General features: G+C 68.2%; 27 protein-coding genes. 8 read left to right on the forward strand and 19 right to left on the reverse strand.

Annotation, left to right across the window (positions count from 1 at the left end):
* Nucleotides 1-81: 81 nt before the first annotated feature.
* Nucleotides 82-480: a response regulator gene (locus tag OCL97_RS16320; RefSeq protein WP_377370925.1), complete on the forward strand. Its 399-nt coding sequence runs from the start codon at nucleotides 82-84 to the stop codon at nucleotides 478-480.
* Between the two features lie 4 nt (nucleotides 481-484).
* On the opposite strand, the gene OCL97_RS16325 is transcribed toward OCL97_RS16320, so the two are convergent.
* Both OCL97_RS16325 and OCL97_RS16330 read right to left on the reverse strand, forming a co-directional pair.
* The gene (locus OCL97_RS16325) at nucleotides 485-619 is read right to left on the reverse strand and encodes a hypothetical protein (protein ID WP_304779787.1); all 135 of its coding nucleotides are present in this window, start codon (nucleotides 617-619) and stop codon (nucleotides 485-487) included.
* Between the two features lie 217 nt (nucleotides 620-836).
* On the reverse strand, nucleotides 837-1718 hold the full coding sequence (locus tag OCL97_RS16330) for a PhzF family phenazine biosynthesis protein (RefSeq protein ID WP_377370926.1): 882 nt from the start codon (nucleotides 1716-1718) through the stop codon (nucleotides 837-839).
* 254 nt (nucleotides 1719-1972) lie between these two features.
* Between OCL97_RS16330 and OCL97_RS16335 the strand changes: the two genes are divergently transcribed.
* From OCL97_RS16335 to OCL97_RS16350, 4 genes are all read left to right on the forward strand, one after another.
* Nucleotides 1973-2209, forward strand: a complete 237-nt coding sequence (locus OCL97_RS16335) for a hypothetical protein (protein WP_377370927.1) — start codon at nucleotides 1973-1975, stop codon at nucleotides 2207-2209.
* A gap of 133 nt (nucleotides 2210-2342) precedes the next feature.
* Nucleotides 2343-4118, forward strand: a complete 1776-nt coding sequence (locus tag OCL97_RS16340; RefSeq protein WP_377370928.1) for a DUF885 domain-containing protein — start codon at nucleotides 2343-2345, stop codon at nucleotides 4116-4118.
* Nucleotides 4119-4413: 295 nt separating this feature from the next.
* Complete coding sequence (locus OCL97_RS16345) at nucleotides 4414-5424, forward strand: zinc-dependent alcohol dehydrogenase family protein (RefSeq protein WP_377370929.1); 1011 nt, start codon at nucleotides 4414-4416, stop codon at nucleotides 5422-5424.
* A 291-nt stretch (nucleotides 5425-5715) separates the two neighbouring features.
* The gene (locus OCL97_RS16350) at nucleotides 5716-6300 is read left to right on the forward strand and encodes a hypothetical protein (RefSeq protein ID WP_377370930.1); all 585 of its coding nucleotides are present in this window, start codon (nucleotides 5716-5718) and stop codon (nucleotides 6298-6300) included.
* Between the two features lie 77 nt (nucleotides 6301-6377).
* Here the strand turns inward: OCL97_RS16350 and OCL97_RS16355 are convergent, their stop codons facing one another.
* A complete protein-coding gene (locus tag OCL97_RS16355; protein WP_377370931.1) occupies nucleotides 6378-7325 on the reverse strand; it encodes an amidohydrolase family protein in 948 nt (315 codons plus the stop codon).
* 106 nt (nucleotides 7326-7431) lie between these two features.
* Between OCL97_RS16355 and OCL97_RS16360 the strand changes: the two genes are divergently transcribed.
* Nucleotides 7432-8451: a lysine-2,3-aminomutase-like protein gene (locus OCL97_RS16360; RefSeq protein ID WP_377370932.1), complete on the forward strand. Its 1020-nt coding sequence runs from the start codon at nucleotides 7432-7434 to the stop codon at nucleotides 8449-8451.
* Here the strand turns inward: OCL97_RS16360 and OCL97_RS16365 are convergent.
* On the reverse strand, nucleotides 8448-8678 hold the full coding sequence (locus tag OCL97_RS16365; RefSeq protein WP_305704907.1) for a hypothetical protein: 231 nt from the start codon (nucleotides 8676-8678) through the stop codon (nucleotides 8448-8450). The genes OCL97_RS16360 and OCL97_RS16365 overlap by 4 nt on opposite strands.
* A gap of 77 nt (nucleotides 8679-8755) precedes the next feature.
* Nucleotides 8756-9175, reverse strand: a complete 420-nt coding sequence (locus OCL97_RS16370) for a CBS domain-containing protein (protein WP_304779764.1) — start codon at nucleotides 9173-9175, stop codon at nucleotides 8756-8758.
* Between the two features lie 166 nt (nucleotides 9176-9341).
* Here OCL97_RS16370 and OCL97_RS16375 point away from each other — a divergent pair, with 166 nt between their 5' ends.
* Nucleotides 9342-9554 (forward strand): hypothetical protein, encoded by a 213-nt coding sequence (locus tag OCL97_RS16375; RefSeq protein WP_305761851.1) that lies wholly within the window; start codon nucleotides 9342-9344, stop codon nucleotides 9552-9554.
* On the opposite strand, the gene OCL97_RS16380 is transcribed toward OCL97_RS16375, so the two are convergent.
* The 6 genes from OCL97_RS16380 to OCL97_RS16405 form a co-directional block, all read right to left on the reverse strand.
* Nucleotides 9551-10714 carry a patatin-like phospholipase family protein gene (locus tag OCL97_RS16380; protein WP_305336975.1) on the reverse strand — a complete coding sequence of 388 codons (1164 nt, stop codon included), beginning with the start codon at nucleotides 10712-10714 and terminating at the stop codon, nucleotides 9551-9553. The genes OCL97_RS16375 and OCL97_RS16380 overlap by 4 nt on opposite strands.
* Before the next feature lie 44 nt (nucleotides 10715-10758).
* On the reverse strand, nucleotides 10759-11535 hold the full coding sequence (locus tag OCL97_RS16385; protein ID WP_377370933.1) for an EAL domain-containing protein: 777 nt from the start codon (nucleotides 11533-11535) through the stop codon (nucleotides 10759-10761).
* Between the two features lie 77 nt (nucleotides 11536-11612).
* Complete coding sequence (locus OCL97_RS16390) at nucleotides 11613-12227, reverse strand: terminase small subunit-like protein (RefSeq protein ID WP_377370934.1); 615 nt, start codon at nucleotides 12225-12227, stop codon at nucleotides 11613-11615.
* A 121-nt stretch (nucleotides 12228-12348) separates the two neighbouring features.
* Nucleotides 12349-12735, reverse strand: coding sequence for a hypothetical protein (locus OCL97_RS16395; RefSeq protein WP_377370935.1), 387 nt, complete (start codon nucleotides 12733-12735; stop codon nucleotides 12349-12351).
* 91 nt (nucleotides 12736-12826) lie between these two features.
* Complete coding sequence (locus OCL97_RS16400; protein ID WP_377370937.1) at nucleotides 12827-13201, reverse strand: hypothetical protein; 375 nt, start codon at nucleotides 13199-13201, stop codon at nucleotides 12827-12829.
* Nucleotides 13202-13212: 11 nt separating this feature from the next.
* Nucleotides 13213-13533, reverse strand: a complete 321-nt coding sequence (locus tag OCL97_RS16405; RefSeq protein WP_377370938.1) for a hypothetical protein — start codon at nucleotides 13531-13533, stop codon at nucleotides 13213-13215.
* 307 nt (nucleotides 13534-13840) lie between these two features.
* Here OCL97_RS16405 and OCL97_RS16410 point away from each other — a divergent pair, with 307 nt between their 5' ends.
* Nucleotides 13841-14320, forward strand: a complete 480-nt coding sequence (locus tag OCL97_RS16410; protein ID WP_377370939.1) for a hypothetical protein — start codon at nucleotides 13841-13843, stop codon at nucleotides 14318-14320.
* A gap of 230 nt (nucleotides 14321-14550) precedes the next feature.
* On the opposite strand, the gene OCL97_RS16415 is transcribed toward OCL97_RS16410, so the two are convergent.
* The 8 genes from OCL97_RS16415 to OCL97_RS16450 form a co-directional block, all read right to left on the reverse strand.
* Nucleotides 14551-14967 carry a PaaI family thioesterase gene (locus OCL97_RS16415; protein ID WP_377370940.1) on the reverse strand — a complete coding sequence of 139 codons (417 nt, stop codon included), beginning with the start codon at nucleotides 14965-14967 and terminating at the stop codon, nucleotides 14551-14553.
* Nucleotides 14968-15118: 151 nt separating this feature from the next.
* Complete coding sequence (locus OCL97_RS16420) at nucleotides 15119-15475, reverse strand: type II toxin-antitoxin system PemK/MazF family toxin (RefSeq protein WP_377370941.1); 357 nt, start codon at nucleotides 15473-15475, stop codon at nucleotides 15119-15121.
* Nucleotides 15465-15671, reverse strand: coding sequence for a hypothetical protein (locus tag OCL97_RS16425; protein ID WP_377370942.1), 207 nt, complete (start codon nucleotides 15669-15671; stop codon nucleotides 15465-15467). The genes OCL97_RS16420 and OCL97_RS16425 overlap by 11 nt, the downstream gene beginning before the upstream one ends.
* Before the next feature lie 143 nt (nucleotides 15672-15814).
* A complete protein-coding gene (locus tag OCL97_RS16430; protein WP_377370943.1) occupies nucleotides 15815-16903 on the reverse strand; it encodes an acyl-CoA dehydrogenase family protein in 1089 nt (362 codons plus the stop codon).
* Between the two features lie 165 nt (nucleotides 16904-17068).
* Complete coding sequence (locus tag OCL97_RS16435; RefSeq protein ID WP_377370944.1) at nucleotides 17069-18277, reverse strand: acyl-CoA dehydrogenase family protein; 1209 nt, start codon at nucleotides 18275-18277, stop codon at nucleotides 17069-17071.
* A gap of 106 nt (nucleotides 18278-18383) precedes the next feature.
* Nucleotides 18384-19601, reverse strand: coding sequence for an acyl-CoA dehydrogenase family protein (locus OCL97_RS16440; protein ID WP_377370945.1), 1218 nt, complete (start codon nucleotides 19599-19601; stop codon nucleotides 18384-18386).
* Nucleotides 19602-19671: 70 nt separating this feature from the next.
* Nucleotides 19672-20883 carry an acyl-CoA dehydrogenase family protein gene (locus tag OCL97_RS16445; protein ID WP_377370946.1) on the reverse strand — a complete coding sequence of 404 codons (1212 nt, stop codon included), beginning with the start codon at nucleotides 20881-20883 and terminating at the stop codon, nucleotides 19672-19674.
* An 86-nt stretch (nucleotides 20884-20969) separates the two neighbouring features.
* Complete coding sequence (locus OCL97_RS16450; protein ID WP_304700748.1) at nucleotides 20970-22193, reverse strand: acyl-CoA dehydrogenase family protein; 1224 nt, start codon at nucleotides 22191-22193, stop codon at nucleotides 20970-20972.
* Nucleotides 22194-22309: the final 116 nt, after the last annotated feature.

Consider the following 22309-nt stretch of genomic DNA (forward strand, 5'->3'; position numbering starts at 1 on the left):
CGGTGCCTGACAAATAAATCCGAAATCTATGGAAACAATGCGTCGCCGATAGGTTGTGTAGCCTCCTAGAGGCTGCACGCCATGTCTAATTCGCTTCCGGCTTTTATCGATGATGCTGCGGTTCTATTCGTGGACGACAACGCGATTTGTGGTCTGGAGACCAGCGGCATCCTGCGAGATCTCGGATATCAGGTGCTTAGCCTGTTTGACGCGGCGGGCGCCTTCGCGGCCCTGGCGCGGCGTCAGCCGCTGATCGCCCTGGTGACAGACGTCGATCTTGGTCCGGGGTCAGACGGGTTCGACATCGCCCGCGCCGCGCGGCGCGTCTATCCCGCCCTGCCGGTGGTCTACATTTCCGGCACGGCCTCGGCGCGGCACGTCGCGGAGGGGGTGCCCGGCTCGGAATTCGTCGCCAAGCCGTGCAATCCCGCCGACGTCGCCGGCGCCCTGGCTCGGGCGCTTGGGCGTATCGAGGCCTGAAGCCCTATTCCTTGGGCGCCTTCTCGGCGGCTGCGGCGGCCTTCTTCTCGGCCTTGGCGGCGGCCTTCTGCGCGTCCTTGGCGGCCTTGGCCTTGTCGCGTTCCATCCGCTCGAAACTGTAGTTGGGTGTCCGCGCCATGGTGGGCCGCTCTCCTTCTAGTCAGCCGCTTATCTGGCGTATCGCACTGCGCGCCGCAAGCGTGACACACTGACAACCGCCCATCCCGGCGAAGGCCGGGACCCAGATTCATCAACGTTCTACGCCGCATGGACGCCGAATGCGATCTCGGACGCCCATCAGGCGCCTGTGGGTTTCACCTGGATCCCGGCCTTCGCCGGGACGAGCGGGGAGGGAATCAGAGCGTCACCTCACCCCGGAACATCGGCGCGCAGCCGCCGCCCACCGTCGCCCGCACCCCGTCGGGGGTCCGGCGCGCGGTCGCCTTCAGGATGCTGGGCCGCCCCATCTCCACCCCCTGGCTGATGGTGAAGGCGGCCTGGTCGACGCCGGAGAGCGACACCAGCAGGGCCGCCAGGGTCGCATTGGCGCTGCCCGTCGCCGGGTCCTCATAGGTCCCCGACAGCGGTGCGAACATGCGGGCCCGGATGTCCTGGCCGTCGCGGGCGTAGAGCAGCAGGGAGTAGCGCCCCGCCAGGTCGGGGCGCCCGCCCTCGGCCTTGCGGAACGCCGCCACGTCCGGCTCGGCGCGGCTCAGCGCCTGCCCCGTCACCTCGGCGAGGATGAAGGGCACGCCCACCGTGGCCAGCACCGGCGTGTGGGTGGCGGTCACCACGTCGCCGGGACCGATTCCGGCGCAGGCGGCCACCTCATCGATGGGGATATCGGCGCTGGTGGTCAGGGCCTGGGGCGCGGCGATCACCGCCCCGGTGGGCGCGCCGGCGCCGTCGCGGTCGATGTCCACCTTCACCAGGCCCGCGATCATCTCCAGGCTCAGGGCGCCCTCATGCCCCAGGGTGGCCAGCACATAGCCGGTGCCGATGCTGGGGTGCCCGGCGAAGGGCATCTCGCCGGTGCGGTGGAAGATCCGCACCCGGGCGGTGTTGGCGGGATCGCTGGGCGGCAGGACGAAGGTGGTCTCCGACAGGTTCATCTCGGCGGCCAGGGACTGCATCTGGGCGTCGGTCATGCCGCGGGCGTCGGTGAACACCGCCAGCGGGTTACCCCCGAACGGGCGGTCGGTGAAGACGTCGAGGGTGACGAAGGCGTAGGTCGGCATGGGCTCTATCCAGTGTCGCTTTGCCATGACGCCTTGCCATGAATTAGCCAGTTGGCAAAGTGCCAAAGATGTAATGACCGCAGGGTTTGCGGGCGGGACGCCCTCCAATCTCCCACGCGGCTCTCGCCGGCCTCAAGTATCGGTGGGATCTGCACGGCGCGTTGCGGGGGAGGGGGCTTCAGATTTTGCGCCTGGCCTGTGAACCCGCCGGGCCAAGCGGCGTTTGTAGAGCTTCAGCTGGAAGGGAACCCCCCATGAAGAAGTTCGCCATCGCCGCCGTCGCCCTGTTCGCCCTCACCGGCGTCGCCGCCTGCGAAAGCAAGGCCGACAAGGCCGCCGAAGTTCAAGCCGACGCCCTGGAAGCCCAGGCGGCGGCCACCTCCAACGAAGCCGCCGAGACCGCGCTGAACAGGCAGGCCGACGTCATTGAGCAACAGGCGGGCAACGCCGACGGCGGCGCCACCACCCAAAACACCCCCACCACCAAGTAGGCCGACCGCCCGCGACCGCGTTTCAGGCGCCCCGCTGTCTCTGGACGGCGGGGCGTTTTGCATCGGGCCCGCCCTGTTCCCCCGTCCCGCGGCCGCTGGTAACACTGGAGGTGACACTTCCAGGAAAACGCCCATGCCCAAGGTCTCCCGCCGCGCGGTCCTCGCCCTCTCGGCCGCCGCCCCCCTGACCCTGCCCGCCATCGCCCGCGCCGCCGGTCCCGCCGATGCGAAGTTCGAGGCCCTGGCCAAGGGCTGGGTCGACGCCAACCTGCGGCTCAATCCGGTCGGCGCCACTCAGGTCGGCGACCACCGCTTCGACGACCAGATCGACGACATGGGCCCCACCGGCCGCGCCGCCATCATCAAGCTGGCCACCGAGACCCTGGCCGCCCTCCAGGCCACGCCGCGCGCGGAGCTGAGCCGCGCCAACCAGGTGGACGCCGCCATCCTGGAGAACCAGGTCCGCAGCGACCTGTGGACCCTGCAGGCCCTGCAGCCCTACGCCTGGGACCCGCTCACCTGGAACGCCGTGGCCGGCGGCGCCCTCTACAACCTCACCGCCCGCGAGTTCGCCCCCCTCGACGTGCGCCTGCGCAGCGCCACCGCGCGGATGCAGAAGCTGCCGGCCCTGCTGGCCCAGGCGCGCCAGGAACTGGTCCCGGCCCGCGTGCCGAAGATCCACGCCGACACCGTGGTGGGCCAGAACAAGGGCCTGCATTCCCTGGTGGACGGCATCGTCGCCGACGGGGCCAAGCTGGCCCCCGCCGACCGCGCCCGGCTGGAAGCCGCCGCCAAGACCTGCAAGGCGGCCATCGACGAGCACCAGACCTGGCTTGAGACCGTGCTGGTCCCCGGCGCCAAGGGCGAGTTCCGCCTGGGCGCGGCGCTCTACGACGCCAAGCTGGCCTTCGCGCTCAACTCCCCGCTCAGCCGCGCGGAGATCAAGGCCCGGGCGCTCGCCGAGATGACCTCGCTGCGGGCGACCATGTACGACATCTCGGCCAGGTTCCTGGCCGGCAAGCCCGGCGCCCCGCCGACCCCGGCCCGCCCTACCGACGCCCAGCGCCAGGCCGCCATCGAGGCCGCCCTGGAATACGCCTACGCCCAGAAGCCCGCACGCGACAAACTGGTGGAGGCCGCCGAGGCCACCCTGGTGGAGGCCACCGCCTTCGTCCGAGCCAGGAACATCGTCACCGTGCCCAAGGACCCCGTGAAGATCGGCCTGGTGCCGGAGTTCCAGCGCGGGGTCGCCGTGGCCTATTGCGACGCCCCCGGCCCCCTCGATAAGGGCCAGCAGACCTACTACAAGATCTCCCCCATCCCCGACGACTGGACCGCCGCCCAGGCCGACAGTTTCCTGCGCGAATACAACAGTCTGGGTATTCAGGAGGTCACGGTCCACGAGGCCATGCCCGGCCACTACCTGCAGCTGGCCCACGCCAACGCCTATCCCTCGGTGCTGCGCGCGGTGCTCTCCTCAGGTCCCTTCGTGGAGGGCTGGGCCTGCTACGCCCAGGACGTCATGGCCGACGAGGGCTACCTGGACAGGGACCCGCTCTACCTGCTGGTCCACCTGAAGCTCCAGCTGCGGGTCTGCGCCAACGCCCTGCTGGACCAGGCCGTTCACGTCGACAATATCAGCCGCGACGAGGCCATGAAGCTGATGACCGTCCAGGCCTTCCAGCAGGAGCGCGAAGCCGCCGGCAAATGGGTCCGCGCCCAGCTCAGCCAGGCCCAGCTGCCCACCTATTTCGTCGGCTGGGAGGAGCACAAGGCGCTGCGGAAACAGGCGGAGGCCAAGTGGAGCAAGAGCTTCACCCTCAAGCGCTACCACGACGGCATCCTGTCCTTCGGCTCGCCCCCGGCCCGGTTCGCCGGCCAGCTGCTGTTTGATCTTCCGATCGCCTGAGGCCAAATCCGCTCATCCCGGCGAAGGCCGGACCCAGATTCACCTCCGACCTTCGATCAGGGTCCCTTGTTCGTGTGGTTCGTGAGGTTCGTGGTCAAGCTGATGGGCCTCGACCCCGGACAGCCTCAAGAATGGAACCACGAACCTCACGAACGACACGAACGGGGGATCAAGCCCAATGCTGGAGGATGAATCTGGGTCCGGCCTTCGCCGGGATGAGCGGTGGAGCAGGGCTTGCGTTCCCCCAGGGTAGCGGCGGCTCACTGCCCGCCACACCCCAGCACGAGGCGACCCCATGAAGGCCATCCAGACCGTCCACCCCACCGGCCTCGACACCCTGCGCTACGCCGACATCGCCGATGCCAAGCCCCCGGCCCCCGGCGAGATCACCGTCCGCCTGCGGGCCAGCTCGCTGAACTATCACGACTACATGGTGGTCCTGGGCGCCATCCCCACGCCGCAGGGCCGCATCCCCATGTCCGACGGCGCGGGCGAGGTGACGGCGGTGGGCGAGGGCGTGAAGGAATTCGCGGTGGGCGACCTGGTGGTCTCCACCTTCTTCCCCGCCTGGCTGGACGGGGTCGACGCGCCGGACGGCGGCTTCTCCGGCGTGCCCGGTGACGGCGCTGACGGCTATGCCCGGGAGATGATCACCACGGCGGCCACCTCCTTCACCCACGCGCCGAAGGGCTGGAGCGCCGCGGAGGCCGCCACCATCACCTGCGCCGGGGTCACCGCCTGGCGCGGCCTGGTGGCCGACGGCGCCCTGAAGGGCGGCGAGACCGTGTTGGTCCAGGGCACCGGCGGCGTCTCCATCTACGGCCTGCAGATCGCCAAGGCCTTCGGCTGCACCGTCATCGCCACCTCCTCCTCCGACGCGAAGCTGGAGCGCCTCAAGGCGCTGGGGGCCGACCACCTGATCAACTACAAGTCCGAGCCGGCCTGGGGCGCGGCGGCGGCCAAGCTCACCGGCGGCCGCGGCGTCGACCACATCCTGGAGATCGGCGGCTCGGGCACCCTGCCGGAGTCCATCGCCGCCACCCGCAACGGCGGCCACATCGCCCTGATCGGCGTGCTGGCGGGCTATGCCGGCCCGGTCCCCACCGTCGCCATCATGGGGAAGCAGCTGAAGGTCCAGGGCCTGACGGTCGGCAGCCGCCGCCACCAGCTTGACCTCATCCGCGCCATCGACGTCGCCGGCTACCGCCCCGTCCTCGACAAACACTTCCCCCTGGAAAACCTCGCCGACGCCTTCCGCCACCAGGCGTCGGCCACCCACTTCGGCAAGATCGTCGTGGATATCTGAGCCGCGGGCGCACCAAAATCCTCCCCCAGGCCGCAGGCCGATGTGGGGGAGGTGGCGCGGACCGCAGGTCCGTGACGGAGGGGGATGGACGTAATCCACGCCTTCGACCCCGAACAAGGGTCAAAGTCCCCCTCAGCCGGCCCTTCGGGCCAACAGCTCCGCCAGGAGGGGAGCATCTCGCAAGTCGCCACGCCCCTCCGCCGGTTGTGCCACCCCCGGAAATACAGCCAGGGCGGAGTCGCCCGAAACGCCATGTTCTGCGTTTGTTCCATCTCCGGAACAGGCCGTCCCATGACCGAGTACATCCCGCCGCCCAAGGGCTGGCGCGTCTTCAACGGCCAGCTGATCCCCGACGCCACGCTCTGGGGCTATCTGCACCGCAAACAGATCGTCCGAGGCTCCTGCTACACCCGCGACTGCCGGCGGAACTACCATCTCGACTTCGAGCTGCTGCTGCGCAGCGGCTACGCCTATGTCCGCATGCCCGAAATCCAGCGCCTGCTTCGCTGCAACATGCCGGGCGGCTGCCGCATGACCTTTCAGGACGACAAGGGTGGCTCAGGCCTGCCGCTGTCGATCCTCGCCGCCAACCCCGAGGTGCGCATCGTCTTCCGCTGCGGGGGCTGCAAGTGGGAAAAGGCCATCACGCCTGGCCAGGCCATCGCGCAACTGGTGGCCGCCAAGACCGGGACCTCCAGCACCCTGCATACCGAGCTCGTCACCAAGACCAGCAAGCCCTGCCTGAAATGCGGCGCCTCCAAGTGGGACTGCGACGTCCGCTGGCCCACACCGCCGAACGACAAGACCTATGGCGAGCGGCGCCTGGAGGACCTGGCGCGGGAGCGGGTGGTGATTCCGAGGGCCAACGACGGCTGACCCTTCCTCCCCTGTGCAGCGGAGCGGAACGGGGGAGGAAAGGCGCTCTGCAATCATCCCGCGTCGCGCTCCGCCCCCTACAGCCCCAACGCCACCGCCGCGTTGCCGCCCATCCACTTGGCCCGCACGCTGTCCTTCAGCGGCAGCTCGTCGGTCTCCGCCACCAGCTGCGCCAGCGGGACCATCGAGGTCCCCCAGCCCGACCCGAAGATGATCTTGTCCTGCAGCCCCCGCGCTCCGTAGTAGACGAGGGCCTCGTAGCCGGCGCCGGGCGACAGCATGTACTTCACCCGGCGGCAGGCGAAGTCGATGAAGACGTTCTGGTGCCGTCCCGCGATCGCCACCATGTCGGGGATCCAGGGATAGCCGCCGAGGCCGGAGACGATCCTCAGGGTCGGGAAGGCGATGGCCAGTTCGTCGATATATTTGGGGTGGGCGTAGTCATAGGGCCGGTCCGACAGCAGGTGGACCCCGACGGTGATCCGCACCGGGATGTTCAGCTCCACGCACTTGGCCAGGAAGGGCCGGTAGACGGGATCATTGATGTAGCGCTGCTCGCGGTAGGAGCTGATCTCGAAGCCCCGCACGCCGCGCTCGCGCACGCCCTGCTCGAGGGCCGCCACGCCCGCCTCGCCCTCGTCGCCCCAGATGCGGAACCAGGGGATCAGGCGGTCCGGATATTCGGCGGCGAAGGCCGCGACGTCCTCATTGCTGGCGCGTCGGCCCGCATTGCCGATGCAGGCCATGGCCACGCCCGCCCCGTCCAGCATGGCGATGACCTGCGCATGGGTCATGGCCTTGGTCATGTCGACTTCGCAGAGCTTCAGGGCCAGCGCCGTCAGCCCGACCGTCGCCTTGGCCTCGTTGAATTCCTCCAGCGACATGCCGATCTGGGCGGCCCAGCCGGGCGCCATCTGCTGGGCGTAGCCTTCCTTGTCGAAGCCGCGCCCCGACTGGATCAGGCGCACCGTGTCCTCGACGGCCTCCTTGGTGGGGGTGTCGCACTCGAAGTCGATGATCTGCATCGGGGGCTCTCTTGAAAATGACGCGCCTAAGAATCCATCAGAGGTGACACGGCCAGGCGCCCCCGACAACATTGCCGCGCGCGCCTGTTTGCGTCATAGGGCGCGCGTGACCAGCACCCTTCGCACCCTGCCGGCCCTGGCGCGGGCGGGCCTTATCGAGGCCGAGCGCCTGCCCGCCCTGGAGCGGGTGGCGGCGCAGTATGCGGTGGCCGTGACCCCGGCCATGGCCGAGCTGATGGACGAGCCGGGCGTCGCCCGCCAGTTCCTGCCCGACCTGGCCGAGCTCGAGGTGCAGCCGGGCGAAGACGCCGACCCGGTGGGGGACCTCACCCACATGCCGGTCGAAGGCATCGTCCACCGCTATCCCGACCGGGTGCTGCTGAAGGTCACCCACACCTGCGCGGTCTATTGCCGGTTCTGCTTCCGCCGCGAGATGGTGGGGCCCACCGCCGAGGTCCCCGCCCTGGCGGGCAAGGCGCTGGACGCCGCCATCGCCTACATCGCAGGGCGTCCCGAAGTCTGGGAAGTGATCCTCACCGGCGGCGACCCCCTGGTGCTGTCGCCCCGGCGCCTCTCCGCGATCATGGGTCGGCTGGCGAAGATCGAGCACGTGAAGGTGCTGCGTATCCACACCCGCGTCCCGGCCGTCGATCCCGCCGCCGTCACCGATGAGCTGGTTGCCGCGCTGAACGCCCCGGGCAAGGCCGTCTATGTCGCCCTGCACGCCAACCACGCGTCGGAGCTGACCCCCGCTGCCCGCGCCGCCTGCGCGAAGTTCGTCGATGCGGGGATCCCGATGGTCGGCCAGACGGTGCTGCTGAAGGGGGTCAATGATGACCCGGCGGTGCTGGAGGCCCTGCTGCGGGCCATGGTGGAGAGCCGGATCAAGCCCTACTACCTGCACCACGGCGATCTCGCCCGCGGCACCAGCCACCTGCGCACCACGCTGGAGGCGGGGCAGGCGATCATGCGAGAATTGCGCGGCCGGCTGTCAGGCCTGGCCCAGCCGACCTATGTCCTGGATATCCCCGGCGGCCACGGCAAGGTCCCGGTGGGGCCGGACTATCTGGCCTCCGAGGGCGAGGTGGAGGACCCGAACGGCGGCTTCCACCCCTACCGGCCCTAGCCCTCGCGTTCCATGGCCCTCAGGGCGTGGATGAACATCGCCACTCCGATGGCGGCCAGCAGAGCGCCCAGGGCCGGCAGCAGCAGGCTGGCGGGCATGCCCAGGGTGAACAGCATCCGGGCCCAGTCGTCGTCGGTGCGGTAGGCCGCCATCAGGGCGAAGACCGTCAGGGCCGTCCCTAGAGCGACGGTGATGATGGCGGCGATGCGGTAGATCAGGTTACCCATGGCGGGTCTCCAGGTGCGATGGCCCCTGGAGACTGGCGGGACCACAAGAGCCCCGCCTTGACGCCGGTCAAATGGCTCTAGGCGTCGTTGTCGGTCGAAATCTCTTCCAGGGTCTTGCCCACCACCTTGGCGCCGTAGTCGGTGGCGATGTCGCCCAGCGACAGGATGCCCACCAGCTTGCCGGCGTCATTGGCCACGATCAGGCGGCGGATCTGGTGGTTGGCCATTTGCGCGGCGGCGTCGGCCAGGTTGTCGTCTTCCTTGCAGGTCTGCACGTCGCCGCTCATCACGTCGCTGGCGGGCGTCGAAAGCGCGCCGCCCTTGGCCACCACCTGCAGGACGATGTCGCGGTCGGTGATCAGGCCGACGACCTTGTCGTCCTCGACGATCGGTACGGCGCCGGTCTCGATGCTGGCCATGATGCCCGCCACCTTCTGGACGCTGTCGGCCGGGCCCGCGGTCGCAACCTGGGCGGTCATGGCTTCACTGACTTTCATGGGGGTCGTCCTCTATGTGTTGAACTCGTCACCCAAACCCCCCACCGCCGCCGCTGTTCCTTGGACCCCCGGCCATCTCGGCCTCAAAGCGGAGACGTCGCCCCCTTGGCGCGAACAAATAGGGAGCAATAGGCTGAAGCTCAACCTTAGGGAGCAATCCGGTGGGTTGGGAGCCGACCAGGCGGAGGAGGGCGGCGACGAGGCCGATGTCGACCTAGTCTTCGACGTGCCCCAGGCGATGTCGGGCGCGATCTGCGGCTGGCGTCCCGACATGGACAACGAGGACTGGGGCGAGATCGCATTCACCCGCCTGCGCCGCATCGGCGAGCCCGATCCGCCGGCCAAGCGCTCCTGGCTGGCGAAGCTGTTCGGAGGCTAGTCCCTCGGCCGGGTCATGTTCTCGATGAACTGGCCGAGCGTCGGGGGCTCGGCGACCGGGGTGACCCACAGGGGCCCCTGGGCCAGGGCCACGCCCTCGTCGAAGATGCGCTTCATGTTGGCGGTGTCGAAGGACAGCATGTTGCCATTCTCCGCCACGTCGGGGATCGAGGTGAAGGAGAGCGGCAGGCCCATCCCGGCGCAGAAGGTCGCCGCGTTGGACAGCGCGTTGCGATAGGAGAACCGCAGCATGGTGTCGAAGCTGCGCACCAGGATGGAGGCCAGGTTCGGGCTGGTGGTGCGCGGCGCCTGCTCCAGCACCGTATTGACCACCACATAGATGCGGCCGCCCTTCAGCCTGCGCCCCAGCTGTTTCCAGCGCAGCATGGCCTCGGGCATGATGAACAGCGGCGCCGAGACCCCACCATCCACGTGCATCTCCTCGTACGACACCCCGTCAGCCTCGCAGGGGAAGCTGCGGGGCGGGAACAGGCCGGGCAGGCTGGCCGAGGCCACCAGGATGTCGCGGAACAGCACCAGCGCCGCCTCGCCGCCGCGCGAGGCGATCTCGCCCATGTCCCAGATGGCGGTCTGCTGGCTGTCCAGGTCGGTGGTGGCCACCAGCAGGCGCCGCCCCTTCAGGTGCTCCACCGCCACGGCGTCGACCACGGCCTGGTCGATGAAGGAGTCCACCAGCTCCTCCAGATTGGCCGCCTGGAAGATTCCCGACCCGAAGGCGGGCGCCAGACGGCGCAGGGACAGCAGGTTCTTGGCGTGGCCGCCGGTATAGGCGTCGGTCAGCCGCGCGTCCCAGGTGGGCCCCAGGAAGGCGAAGGGGGCCATCAGGGCGCCTGTGCTCACCCCCGTGACGATGGCGAAGTCGGGCCGCTTGCCGGCCCGGGTCATCCCCACCAGCACGCCGGCCCCAAAGGCCCCGCCGGCCGCCCCGCCGGAGATGGCCAGGATGTTGAACTCCTTGCGCCCCACCGCCGAGCGCGGCAGCGACAGCCGGTCGGCCGCCGCGTTCAGGCTGTCCTCGGCCTGTTCGACGCTGAACCGCACGCCCTCGAAGCCGGGCATGCTGGCGCGCACCCCGGCGGCGGGGGCCGGCAGGCGGGTGCGGAACAGGCCGTTCCGCCTTGTGATGTGTCGGTCGGGCATGGGCCCATCCTGACCCATCGCGGGGCCAGGCTCAACGGATGGCGTCAGGCGGCGCGGGCGGCCCGCACATCGATGGGGTCCACCGCCGGCAGGCTCTGGAAGCCCGGCCTGGCGAACAGATAGCCCTGGATGTAGCGCACCCCGATCTCGCGCAGGGCGTCCAGCTCGGCCCGGGTCTCGATGCCCTCGGCGATCACCTCGACCCCCAGCGCGGCGCACATCTTCATCACCCCGTCGATGATGATCCGCCGCGGCAGGCTGGCGTCCAGGCCGCGGATCAGCTCCATGTCCAGCTTGATGATGTCGGGCTGGAACCGGGCCAGCAGGTTCAGCCCCGCATGCCCGGCCCCGAAGTCGTCCAGGGCCACGCCAAAGCCCATCTTCTGGTAGCTGGCGACGATGTTGGAGACGTGGGTCGGATCGGTCATCTCCTCGTTCTCGGTGAACTCGAAGATCAGCCGGTCGGTGGGAAAGTCCAGAGCCGCGGCGGTGGCCAGGGTCAGCTGGATGCAGGCCTGGGGCGAATAGACCGCATTGGGCAGGAAGTTGATGGACAGCCGGGCGGGCCCGTCCAGCAGTCCGGCCCGCGCAGCCCCCTGGATCGCCTTGACCCGGCACTGCTGGTCGAAGGCGTAGCGGTTCTCCGGGGTCACCTTCTCCAGCACGCTGGCCGCCGATTCCCCCGCCGGACCGCGCACCAGGGCCTCATAGGCGAAGGGCTGACCCGTCTGCAGGTCCATGATCGGCTGGAAGGCCATGGCGATGTCGAAGCCGACGGCCTCGCCGTCGCGGCAACCGGCGCAGGGGGAGGGTCGGGACATTCTGGCAGGCTCCGGGGATCTTTCAGTCCCCTCCAGCCTACAGCCCCTCGGTTAAGGATCGGTCCTCAAGCGCCACCTTACAGCTTCGTCCGATAGACCTTCGGCGTCAGCCGCCCGATCCGGCCCTCCAGCCGGGCGATCTCCCGGTTGGCGGCCGCGAAGCCCCCCGCGCCCGCCCCGTCCACCACAAGGTCGATATCCACCTGCAGCATCTGCCTCTGGGTCGCCCGGGCGCGTTCGTACATGGCCCGGAACTCCGGCCGCTGCCGCAGCCAGAGATAGACCATCTTCGGGGTCGGCAGGCTTGCATCCCCGCGCATCTGGGCCAGGGTCCTGCCGTCCGCCACCGCCTGGCAGAAGGCCCAGGCCCGGCAGAGCGTGTAGCGGCTCTTCTGACCGCCCTTGTGCAGCCCCTTGCCGAACCGGATCGCATAGTCGCGCCGCTGGGCGTCCACATCGGCCCGCGACCACAGATGGTTCTCCGCCAGCACCCGGCGCACCTGCGCGTACTCGGCGGCGAAGTCCTCATGCACCCGCAGCCACTGGTACAGGGTCGCGCGAGACGGCATCTCCGGATCGGCGACGATGGAGGTGATGGTCTCCCCCACCTCCACCCGCGCCAGTATCACGCGGCCGATGGCCGCCCGGTAGGCCGAGGGCTTCCACCCGCCGGTGTGGTCGAAGTCCGGCACGATGCGGTCCCGCGGATGCCGCCACGGGTTCGTCGGACCCCAGTTCTCGTCGTACCTCGACACCGGTGGAACTTGCCACGGGACCGGCGAAAAGTCGAACAAAAGACGAACAAATGCCGCCTCAACCGCAGTTCTTCGCGTGCCACTCGACGAGGTTGGCCAGGATTCCGTCCCGGGTTTCCTGATAGTCGGGCTCGGGGCGGGGGCCGGGCGGCCCGTTCCACAGGGCGATCGCCCTGGCGTAGCGCGTGCAGGACACGGCCTTGTCGTCCTGGCTGTTGGCGTAGCAGCGCTCCACCAGGGCCGCCAGATAGCCGCTCCGGGCGCCGTAGAGGTCCTCGACGCCCTTGCACAGGGCCAGGGCGGCGGCGGGATCGTGCTGCATGCGCCCGGCCACGAAGGCCCGGCCGGTGGCCTCCATCACGGCGGCTTCCTCGGGCCAGGACGATCCGGCCCAGGCCGGCGTCGCCGCCAGTAGGGCCAGGGCGAGGACAGGGGACAGGCGCATGGCGACCTCCGAGGCGGACCGCAGCCTAACACGGGCCGGCGAAGCTGGCCCTACCCCGATGGCCATCGGCCGGCGCCACCGGCCCGGCCCCTCAGCGGCAGTAGGCGCCCTTGAGTCCGGCCCAGATCGCGTCGCCATAGGACATGCGGTCATACTCCGGATGCAGCTTCAGCCAGGCGACGACGGCCACCACCCGCTGGGTGAGCCGCCGCTCCAGTTCGGCGCTGTCGCGGGCCTGCAGCAGGCCGTCGATCCCGCCGTCGCAGGTGGCGTTGGGATTGTCGCGGTCGTTAACCACCTGCTCCACATGCAGCACCGCCCCGGTGCAGTCCTCGTTGGACGGGGTCGCCGCGCAGCCGGCGACGAAGTCCGCCCCGGTGGGGAAGGTCTCCACGGCCTGGGCGCCGGGTCCCGACCCAGCTAGGGCCGCGCCGAGCGCCAGGGAAAGCAGGGTTGTTCTACGCATGGCGGCGCCTCCTAGCGGACCCTCGAACAGACGAAATCCAGCAGGTCCTGGCCCATGGTTCCGGGAACCACCGCCTTGCCGTGGGACCGCCAGTCCGGGGTGTATTTGAGATCATAGGACGAGTAGGCGAGCCGGCGGACGCAATCGACGGCGGCCTGCCGGGGCGTGGGATCGTCGCCGTACTTTTCCTTCTCCAGATAGTAGATCAACCCGTCGCCGCCGCGCTGAAAGCTGTCGACATCGACATAGGTCACGTGCCGGGTGTCGACCCAGGTCTCCGCCTGGGCGCCGCCCGCCAGGGCCATCAACACCAACAGCAACCCCCGTCGCATCGCCGATCCTCCGCCGAACGCCGTTCGACGATAGCATGCCTGGCGCGGATCAGGAATCGCGCCTGGGGGTTCGTGGTTCGACGTCTTGCTGTGGTGTCGCGGGGCGGCCGATCAGATTGTCCACGAACCCCACGAACGAAGGCGCCGGCGAGCCACCCCGCTACGCCGACCCAGTCTCGAGCGCCCGCGCCACCGCCACAGGCCGCCCGCCTTTCAGCCGTCATCCTCGGGCCTGTCCCGCGAATATCCCGGGATGGACAGCCGCCCGCGGGGCTTGCAAGCTTCACCCTCAGGTTGGGGAACCCGTATGACTGCACGCTATCCAACGCGCCGAGGGTTTGTTCTCGCCGGTGTCCTGGCGCTCGCCGCCTGCGACAGCCTGAAGATCGATGCAAAGGCCGAGGCGGTCGCCAAGGCGGCCTATGTCAGTCTGGTCCAGGAAGACGACGCCGCCCTCATCGGCATGTTCGAGCCCGCTCAGCGGAACCCCCGCGCCGGCGCGATCCTGCCCCAGATGCGCGCCCTGGTCCCGCCCCGCGCGGCCGGCGCCCCCCTCGTCCCGGTCCCGGTCCTCACCAACTGGAAGACCTTCGTCGGCACCGGCGGAACCACCCTGACCCTGCAACACACCTACGACTACGGCGACGCCGACATCGTGGTGACCTCGGTCCTGGTGCCGGCCCAGCCCAAGGGCGACTGGTGGCTGCGCAGCTTCAACATCAACCTCACCCAGAGCCCCCCGGACACGGTCGCGCCGCAGGCGGACAATCCGAAGACGCCGGCGTGAGGCGCGTCATCCTCTGACCCGGCGCGCTGGCCCCACCTCTCAGCCGTCATCCTCGGGCTTGTCCCGGCCTCCCAAACCGCTCACCCCGGCGCAGGCCGGGGCCCAGATTCATCCCAAGGCCGTGGAGGTGGCCCCCCGTTCGTGTGGTTCGTGGGGTTCGTGGTCAATCTCATCCGCCTCGCCGCGTCACCGCCGCAGGACTTGGAACCACGAACCCCACGGACAAGGGCTCAGGTGGTGGTCGCCGCCCGCGCCGCCCCCTCGACCCGGGCCCGATCCATCAGCCGCACGGTGGAGGACGCCTTGGCCAGCACGGCGCCCGCGCCGTCGGTCAGCCGCCCCTCCAGGAAACAGACCGAGCGCCCCTGCCGCTCCACCCAACCCTCGGCGATCACCAGGCCGGGCCGCGCGGGTGCGAAGAAGCTGACCTTCAGCTCCAGGGACATCGGCGTCACGTCGCCGCCCGCGCTCATCGCCGCGTGCGCCATGGCCGCGTCGATCCAGCCACTGACAAAGCCCCCCTGCACGACCCCGCCCGAGTGGCACATATGCGGCCCCGCCAGATACTCGATCACCGCGCGCCCGTCGGCGTTCGACACCACGCGCTGTTGGCCGAGGGTTTCGTTGAGGGAGGGGATGGTCGTCATGGGTTGCGCTCCAGGCAGGGGACGCCACCCTAGCGGATTCGGTCTTCGACCCCAGGCCCTCCCCACCGCTCACCCCGGCGCAGGCCGGGGCCCAGATCATCCCGAATTACGGTGACACTGTGTGAAATTGCGAAGTCCCGTAGGAACGATTCTATCCCAGGATCTGCACCATCGCCCGCCGCAATGAAGTCTGGTCCACGGCCCCGAGCACACCCAGTCGGCGGATCACCAGACCTCGCTCCAGCGTCGCGATCACGGGCTTGATCGCCGAGGGTTTCAAGAGCCCCGCAGGTTCCCAAGCCCCCAGCCAAACCTCACCCAAACTCTCCGTGGCGCGGAACTGGCTCGTCACGGCCATGACTACCACATCGGGCCGCGCCAGATTGTAGGCGCGGTTGCTCACCACGACGGCAGGCCGCCGTTTCGAGGCCGCTTGGTTGGTGAAAGGAAACGGAACCAGGATCACGTCGCCGAAGGCGAGCGTGCCGACCTCCGTCTCAGAGGGCATCGTACGCGGCGTCTTCGGGATTGTCCCAGACCGCAGCGAAGGCCGGTTCGCTCGCTGCGGCCCCGGCCCGTGTCAACGCCAAGCCCTGTTCCCGCTGGCTGAGGAAGTCGACGAAGTCCTCGACCTCCGCGACGCGCTCGGCGGGCAGGGCGGTGATCTTCTCGATGAGGCTCTTGGCCTGGACGTCGTCGGCCACGGCGGATGCTCCAAGACGTGTCCCACCAGCAATATCATATCCGGCGCCCCAAAGAAAAACCCCGCCGGCTCACACCGACGGGGCTTCTCAATCTCGAACTCTGAGCTAAACCCGCCGCCCGGCTAGCCGGGCGGCGAAGCTGTTTAGTAGCCCTGGATCTTGGCGTAGCGGTCGCGGTGGAACGCCTGGTTGCCGAAGGCGGCTTCGGCGGCGCGGGCGCGCTTGAGGTAGAAGCCGGCGTCGTGGGCGTCGGTCATGCCGATGCCGCCGTGCATCTGGACCATCTCGTTGGAAACGAGGTGGAAGGTGTCGCCCATCTTGGCCTTCGCGAGGCTGACCAGCTCCGGCACGTCCGGCGTGCCGGCGTCGATCGCCTGGAGGGCGGCTTCGACGGCCGAGCGGGCCAGTTCCAGATCGGTGAACATCTTGGCCGCGCGGTGCTGCAGGGCCTGGAAGGAACCGATGACCTGGCCGAACTGAACGCGGACCTTGAGGTAGTCCAGGGTCACTTCGAAGGCCTGGACGGCGGCACCCAGCATCTCGGCCGACAGAGCGGCGCGAACGCGGTCGAGGACCTGTTCGACGACGGCGGCGCCACCGGTCAGGGGCTCGGCGGCCGCGCCCTTGAACTCGATGTTGGCCGCGCCGCGGCTGTCGGCCAGGGCCAGACGGGTGCGGCTGACGCCGGCGTCATCGCCACGGACCAGGTAGAAGCCCACGCCGTCCGGGCCCTTGGCCGAGACGATCAGCACGTCGGCCTTGAAGCCTTCCAGGACGAAGGTCTTCTTGCCGGTGATCTTGCCGCCCTCGAACTTGGTTTCCACCTTGTCGGGGTTGTGGTGGGCGCCTTCGTCGACGGCGAGCGCGCCGACGGCGGTGCCTTCGGCGATCTTCGGCAGCCACTCGGACTTCTGGGCGTCAGAGCCGCCCAGCACCAGGGCCGAGGCCGCGCCGACGGCGGAGACCAGCAGCGGGGAGGCGGTGAGCGTGCGGCCCAGCTCTTCCAGGATCAGGCCGATCGACAGGTAGCCGAAGTCGGACCCGCCGTATTCCTCGGGGATGATAACCCCGGCCCAGCCCATCTCGGCCATTTCGTTCCAGGCGGCGGCGTCATAGCCGACGTCCACACCGCTATCGCGCATCTTGCGGAAGGCGGTGACCGGGCTCTTTTCCTGGGTCCAGCTCTTCGCGGCGTCGCGGAGCATGCTCTGTTCTTCGTTCAGAACGGCCATTTTCGTTGTTTCCCTAGCTCAATTCTCAAATGTGATTTGGTTCAATAACCACCACGTCATCCCGGACGGCCGCAGGCCGATCCGGGACCCAGGGGGGATTGCTCCGTCCCCTGGGTCCCGGCTCTCCGCTACGCTACGGCCGGGATGACGTGGTGAGGAGTCTCATCAGTTATTTTGCGTCAGGTCCGGCAGGCCCAGGATGCGCTTGGAGATGATGTTGTTCTGCACCTCCTGCGAACCGCCATAGATGGTGGTGGCCTTGCCGCCGAGCCAGCCGCGAACGGCGCCCAGTTCCTCGGCGGAGAAGTCGTCGCCTTCCCAGCCCAGGCCCTGGTGACCCATGATCTCCAGGGTCAGTTCGGCGCGGTCCTGCATCCAGCGGGTGCCGGCGTTCTTCATGATGGAGGTCGCGGCCGAGGGGCCGGAGTTCGACCGGGATTCCATCATCGAGCGCACGGCGGTCTGCTGGAAGGCGCGACCGTCCATCTCGTTCATGATCAGGCGGGTGCGCAGGTCGCTGTCGGACAGACGGCCGTCTTCGTCGGCGCCCACATAGTCCTTGGCCATCTGCACGATGCCGCGGCCGCCCATGCCGAAGCCGCCGCCACCGGCGCCGCTGAGGCCGGAGCGCTCATGCTGCAGCAGCCGCTTGGCGATGGTCCAGCCGCCGTTCAGCGGACCCACCAGGTTCTTCTTGTCGGCGATCGCGTCGGTGAAGAAGGTTTCGCAGAAAGGAGAGTTGCCGGCGATCAGAGGAATCGGACGGACTTCGACGCCCGGCTGATGCATCGTGAACAGCACGAAGGAGATGCCTTCATGCTTCTTCGAAGTATCCGTGCGGACCAGGCAGAAGCACCAGTCGGCGTATTGCGCGCCGCTCGTCCAGATCTTCTGGCCGTTGATGACGAAGTGGTCGCCCTTGTCTTCAGCCTTGCACTGAAGACTTGCCAGGTCGGAGCCGGCGCCCGGCTCGGAGAAGCCCTGGCACCACTGCAGTTCCCCCTTCACGATCGGCGGGATGTGTTCCTGCTTCTGCTCTTCCGTGCCGTATTCCAACAGGGTCGGGCCGAACATCATCACGCCCATGCCGCCGATGGGGTTATAGGCCCCGGCGCGGCCCAGCTCCTGCTGGATCACGCGGGCCTCGGCCGCCGACAGGCCGCCGCCGCCATAGGCCGCGGGCCAGGTGGGAACGCCCCAACCCTTTTCGCCCATGGCCTTGCGCCAGGCTTCCTGCTCGGGGGAGGGCGTCGAACGCTCTTCCCGCATCATCGGGTTCGGACGGCCCTTGAGGGAGGCGGGGAAATTCGCCGCGATCCACTCCTTGGCCTCTGTGCGCAGGGCGTCCAGGTCGCCGCCGCCAAAGTCTGCCATTTTAGAAAGTCTCCTTGAAAATTCAGGTCACTCGAAAACTGGGGGCCTTCTCCCCGTGGGGGGAGAAGGATGTCGGGCGTACGGCCCGACGGAGGAGGGGGACGCCCTAGTGCTGCTGGATGTGGTCCGGCAGCCCGAGGATCCGCTTGGAGATGATGTTGTTCTGCACCTCGTTGGAACCTCCATAGATCGAACCCGCCTTGCCGGAAAGCCAGCCGCGCACGGCGGTCAGCTCCTCAGCGGTGAAATCGCCGCCTTCCCAGCCCAGGCCCTGGTGACCCATGAATTCCAGGGTCAGCTCGGCCCGGTCCTGGGCGACCTTCATGTTGGCGTTCTTCATGATCGAGGTGGCGGCCGACGGACCCGAATTGCTGCGGGATTCCAGGGCCGCGCGGCGCACGGTCAGTTGCAGGGCGCGCTGGTCGATCTCGTTCTGGATGATGCGGGTGCGCAGGTCGCTGTCGGCCAGTCGGCCCTTGGCGTCCTCGCCCACATACTTCTTGGCCACCACGCCCAGGATGTCGGCCTTGGAGCGGTTTCCGCCCTCGCCCTGACGGCCGCCCATGCCCGAACGCTCGTGCTGCAGCAGGCGCTTGGCCACGGTCCAGCCGCCGTTCAGCGGGCCGATCAGGTTTTCCTTGGGCACCTTCACGTCGGTGAAGAAGGTCTCGCAGAACGGCGAGGAGCCGGCGATCAGGCGGATCGGGCGAACCTCGACGCCCGGCTGGTGCATCTCGAAGACCACGAAGGAAATGCCCTCGTGCTTCTTGCTGCTATCGGTGCGGACCAGGCAGAAGATCATGTCGGCGTATTGGCCGCCGCTCGTCCAGATCTTGGACCCATTCACCAAGAAGTGGTCGCCCTTGTCTTCAGCTTTCGTCTGCAGGGAGGCCAGATCAGACCCGGCGCCCGGCTCGCTGAAACCTTGGCACCAACGCACCTTACCGGTGACGATGTCGGGGATATACTTCTGCTTTTGTTCTTCAGTGCCGTATTCCAGCAGGGTAGGACCGAACATTCCCACGCCCATGCCGCCGATCGGGTTCACGGCGCCGATCTTGGCCATCTCCGAGGCCAGCACGCGGGCCTCGCCGGCCGATAGGCCGCCACCGCCATAGGCCTTGGGCCAGGTGGGAACGCCCCAACCCTTGGCGCCCATGCGCTCTTTCCAGGTGGCGTAGTCGCCGGTGGGGGCCTCGGGGCTCATCGCGGCGGCCTGCAGGGCCTCCGGATCCTTGCCCAGGGACTTGGGGAAATTCGCCTCGAGCCACTCGCGCGCTTCGGCGCGGAAAGCGTCGAGATCAGCGCCTCCGAAATCAGCCATTTAAAATTCTCCCTGAATTCAAATTCTTAGCTATCAGTATAACACAAAATACGCCCAATCGGAGTCCCCGTTACTTGGGGTCCGGTAAAGCCAGCACGCGCTTGGACACCACGTTGAGATTGATCTCCGACGTGCCGCCCTCGATGGAGTTGCCCTTCGAGCGCAGCCAGGCGCGCACGGTGGCCAGTTCATTGCCCTCGAAACCGTCGCCTTCCCAGCCCAGGCCGCTGTGGCCCATCGCCTCGACCATCAGCTCGTTGCGGTCCTGTGCGATCTTGGCGCCGGCGTACTTCATGATCGAGGTGGCCGAGGAGGGGCCCTGGTTCGACTTGGCCTCGTCGGCCGCTCGCCGCACCGTCAGCTGGAAGGCGCGGGTCTCCATCAGGTGTTCGGTGATCCGGCGGCGCAGGTCGGTGTCGGCCAGCCGGCCGGTGTCGTCGACGCCCATATAGTGCTTGGCCGCCTCGCTGACGGTCATGGTCGCCTGGGCCGCGCCCAGGTTACCGCCGCCCAGGCCCGCCGAGATGTTGTCGCGTTCGAACTGCAGCAGCCTTTTCGCCACCGTCCAGCCGCCGTTCAGCGGGCCAAACAGCTGGTCCTTGGGGACCTTCACGTCGGTGAAGAAGGTTTCGCAGAAGGGCGAGGTGCCGTTGATCAGCCGGATCGGCCGGACCTCGACGCCCGGCGCCGTCATGTCGATCAGCAGGAAGCTGATGCCCTCATGCTTCTTTGAGGTGTCGGTACGCACCAGGCAGAAGCATCGATCGGCCAGATTTGCGCCAGAAGTCCAAATTTTTGAACCATTTACCAGCCAGTGGTCGCCCTTGTCCTCGGCGCGGGTTTGAAGACTCGCAAGGTCCGAACCGCTGCCCGGCTCGGAATAGCCCTGGCACCAGCGGACCTCGCCCTTGATGATCCCGGGCAGGTGTTGCTGCTTCAGCTCCTCGGTGCCGTACTCCACCAGGGTTGGGCCGAACATCATCACCCCCATGCCGCCGATGGGGTTGCGGGCGCCGATGGCGGCCATCTCCTCGGCCAGCACCCGGGCCTCCGCGCGGCTCAGACCGCCGCCGCCGTACTGGGCCGGCCAGGTGGGGGTGCCCCAGCCCTTGGCGCCCATGGCTTGCCGCCAGGCCTTGGCGTCCTCGCTCTCGGTCCCGCCCATCTGGGCGGCCAGTTGGGCGGCCGGGTTCTTGCGCAGGGACTCAGGGAAGTTCGCCTCGAGCCAGGCCTTGGCCTCGCTGCGGAACGTGGTGGTGTCTTCGCCGCCGAAATCAGCCATGGGAAAATCGCCTTCTCGAAAAAATCAGTCGTTCAAGTCGAAGAGAGCGCCACCCTGAAATTGAGCGCCGCCCTGGATGTAAGCGCTTACTTCGGATCGGGAAGGCCCAGGACCCGCTTGGCCACCACGTTGATGTTCACCTCGGTCGTGCCGCCCTCGATGGAGTTGCCCTTCGAGCGGAGCCAGCCGTGGGTCGCCGTCAGCTCTCCGGTGGTGAAGGCGTCGCCCTCCCAGCCCAGGCCCTGGTGGCCCATGGACTCCACCATCAGCTCCGATCGCTCCTTGGCGAACTCGGCCGCCGCGTACTTGATGATCGAGGTCGCCGCGCTCGGCCCATTGCTGGCCCGCGCCTCGGCGGCCGTCCGCCCGATGGTCAGCCGCAGCGACCGGAAATCCATCTCGTTGCGGGTGATCCGCTGGCGCAGGTCCGTATCGGCCAGTCTACCGGTGTCATCGGTCCCATTGTAGCTCTTGGCCACCACCGGCAGGTCCGCGGCCGAACCGCCGGCCCCGCCGCCGCCGCCGAAACCGCCCGAGATGTTCTGCCGCTCATACTGCAACAACCGCTTGGCGATCTCCCACCCGCCGTTGACCTTGCCCACCAGCTGGTCCTTCGGGATCTTCACGTCGTTGAAGAAGGTCTCGCAGAATGGGCTCTCCCCCGAGATCAGCTGGATCGGCCGCGTCTCCACGCCCTCCGTCCGCATGTCGATCAGCACGAAGGAAATCCCCTCATGCTTCTTCGAAGTATCGGTACGCACCAGACAAAAACACCAATCGGCCTTGTCGGCGTAGCTGGTCCACACCTTTTGTCCATTAATCAGCCAGTGGTCGCCCTTGTCCTCGCAGCGGGTGGCGAGGCTGGCGAGGTCGGAGCCGGCGCCCGGTTCGGAATAGCCCTGGCACCAGCGGATCTCGCCGCGGACGATGGGGGGCAGGAAGGTCTTCTTCTGCGCCTCGGTGCCGTATTCCAGCAGGACGGGCCCCAGCATCCAGATACCGAAGGCCAGCACGCCGGGGCGATAGCGGCCGGCGGCCAGTTCCTGGTCCAGCACCCGGGCCTCGGCGGGCGAGAGGCCCGCGCCGCCATATTCCTTAGGCCAGGTGGGAGTCGTCCAGCCCTTGGCGCCCATGCGCTGGGTCCAGACGGCCTGGGGGTCGGTTCCGCCGGCAAAGGCGCGGCCGCCCCAGACGGCTTCAGGATCGGTCTTGGCCTTGGGGTCGCGCAGCTCAGCCGGATAGTTGGCCTCGAGCCAGGCGCGCACCTCGTTGCGGAACGCGTCGATGTCGCCGCCGCCGAAGTCGGCCATGGAATCCTCCCGAGGTCTCAAGCTGAAGCCGTCGCCACATTAGCGTCGGGCGCCTCAAGAGCAAGGAACGAAACGCTTGTTTGACGCGGCCCAAAGCTCAAAAAATCGGCTATCTA

The organism is Phenylobacterium ferrooxidans (assembly GCF_042714595.1).
Lineage (GTDB): Bacteria > Pseudomonadota > Alphaproteobacteria > Caulobacterales > Caulobacteraceae > Phenylobacterium > Phenylobacterium ferrooxidans.